This window comes from Mesorhizobium sp. M2A.F.Ca.ET.037.01.1.1 (assembly GCF_003998075.1).
In the GTDB taxonomy this organism is placed as follows: domain Bacteria; phylum Pseudomonadota; class Alphaproteobacteria; order Rhizobiales; family Rhizobiaceae; genus Mesorhizobium.
The window spans coordinates 1-1,804 of record NZ_RZSA01001186.1; the positions used below are offsets into that span (position 1 = coordinate 1).

General features: G+C 67.5%; 2 protein-coding genes and 1 pseudogene. All 3 read left to right on the forward strand.

Annotation, left to right across the window (positions count from 1 at the left end; all coding sequences use genetic code 11):
* A pseudogene (locus EOA27_RS34850) lies at positions 1–196 on the forward strand (DUF4350 domain-containing protein); the annotation flags it as partial.
* Positions 183–1,139, forward strand: a complete 957-nt coding sequence (locus EOA27_RS34855) for a MoxR family ATPase (RefSeq protein ID WP_127258560.1) — start codon at positions 183–185, stop codon at positions 1,137–1,139. The pseudogene EOA27_RS34850 and the gene EOA27_RS34855, both read left to right, overlap by 14 nt.
* Positions 1,136–1,804: DUF58 domain-containing protein (locus tag EOA27_RS34860; protein ID WP_145970774.1), on the forward strand; the 669-nt coding region annotated here is incomplete at its 3' end. The genes EOA27_RS34855 and EOA27_RS34860, both read left to right, overlap by 4 nt.

Below are 1,804 nucleotides of genomic sequence, written 5' to 3' on the forward strand. Positions count from 1 at the left end.
CGCCCTGCTCGGCGCGCCGCATGGGCTGCAGGGCGAGGCGCTCGACCGCTGGCTCGATTCCCGCGACAAAAGCGAGGCGCACGGCTTCACCCGGCGCTTCCAGGCCGCGAACGAATCCAACAATCTGGCAGCAATGCATGAAGCAGCCGAACAGCTGCATGACTGGACGGCAAGGAGGCTCGGTGAACGTCGATGAAGTGGAGGCCCTGGCGAACGCGATCAGGGAAGAAGTGGCGAAAGCGATCACCGGCCAGCATGACACGGTCGACCTGATGCTGACGGCGCTGTTTGCCGGCGGCCATATCCTGCTCGAAGGCCCGCCGGGCACCGCCAAGACGATGACGGCGCGCTGCTTCGCGCAGGCGCTGGGCGTCGCCTATGGCCGCATCCAGTTCACGCCCGACCTGATGCCCGGCGACATCGTCGGCGCCAACATCTACAATTTCCAGACCGGGCAGTTCACGCTGACGCGCGGCCCGATCTTCTGTGACCTTTTGCTCGCCGACGAAATCAACCGCACGCCGCCGAAGACGCAGGCCGCCCTGCTCGAAGCCATGCAGGAACACGCCGTCACCTTCGACGGCACGACGCATTCGCTCGGGCAGAATTTCATGGTGGTGGCAACGCAGAACCCGATCGAGCATCAGGGTGTCTATCCGCTGCCCGAGGCTCAGCTCGACCGCTTCCTGTTCAAGCATCGGGTGAGCTATCCGGACCTTGCGGAAGAGCGCGCCATCATCGTCAACCACGGCGGTGGATCGGCCTCGCACGACATAGGGCAATACGGCATCAGGGCGCAGACCGACCGCAAGACGCTCGAAGCCGCACTTGCCACCGTCGGCGACGTCACGCTGGTCGGCGATGTCGTCGGCTATATCGCGGCACTTGTGCGCGGCACGCGCGAAAGCCCTGACCTGGAGGTGGGCGCCAGCCCTCGCGCGGGCGCCATGCTGGCGAGAGCCGCGCGCGCCAGGGCGGCGCTCGACGGCCGCAACTACGTTATCCCGGACGACGTCAAGGCTCTGGCCGTGCCGGCGCTGCGCCACCGCGTCGTGCTGTCGCCGGCCGCTCAGATCGACGGGTGGCTGGTCGAGCAGATCGTCTCCGACCTCGTCGACCATACGGAAGCGCCGCGTTGATCTATCCGAGCGGTCGATCGGTCTGGGCAGCGGCGGCGGGGGCGATCCCCGCCTTCCTGATCGCGCTCGCGCTGCCTTCTGTCTGGTATCTTGGCCTGTTGTGGATCTGCGTTCTGCTTGCCTTCCTGGCGGTGGATGCGGCCGCGGGCAGAGGCCGCGCCTCGCTCGATGCGGTGCTGACGGCGCCGCCCCAGGTGGGCGTCGGCGGTCGCTTCACGTTGCACATCGCGGCCGGTGTCGGGGCAAAGTTGCGGCGCCTGCAGGCGCGCATCGGGCATGATCAGCGGGTTCAGCCGGTCGCCGGCACAGGCGGCGCGCTGCCGGCCAATGGCGGCACGCTCGATCTCGAATTCGAGGCTATCCGCCGCGGCATCGCCAGTTTCGACCGGCTGTGGCTGCGCTGGCAGGGCCCGTTTGGGTTGGTTTGGAACCAGGTCATGTTGCCGGTCGAGCGCAAGGTCGCGGTGCTGCCCAATGTCAACAGCGCGCGCGACGAGGCAATCACGCTCTTGCAGCGTTCGGCCCTTGCCGACGGCCACGCCCAGAAGCGCGCTGGACAGGGCCGCGAATTCGAGGCGCTGAAAGACTACCAGCCCGGCATGGGCCGGCGCATGATCGACTGGAAGCGCAGCGCCCGCCACGGCAAGCTTCTTGCGCGCGAGTTC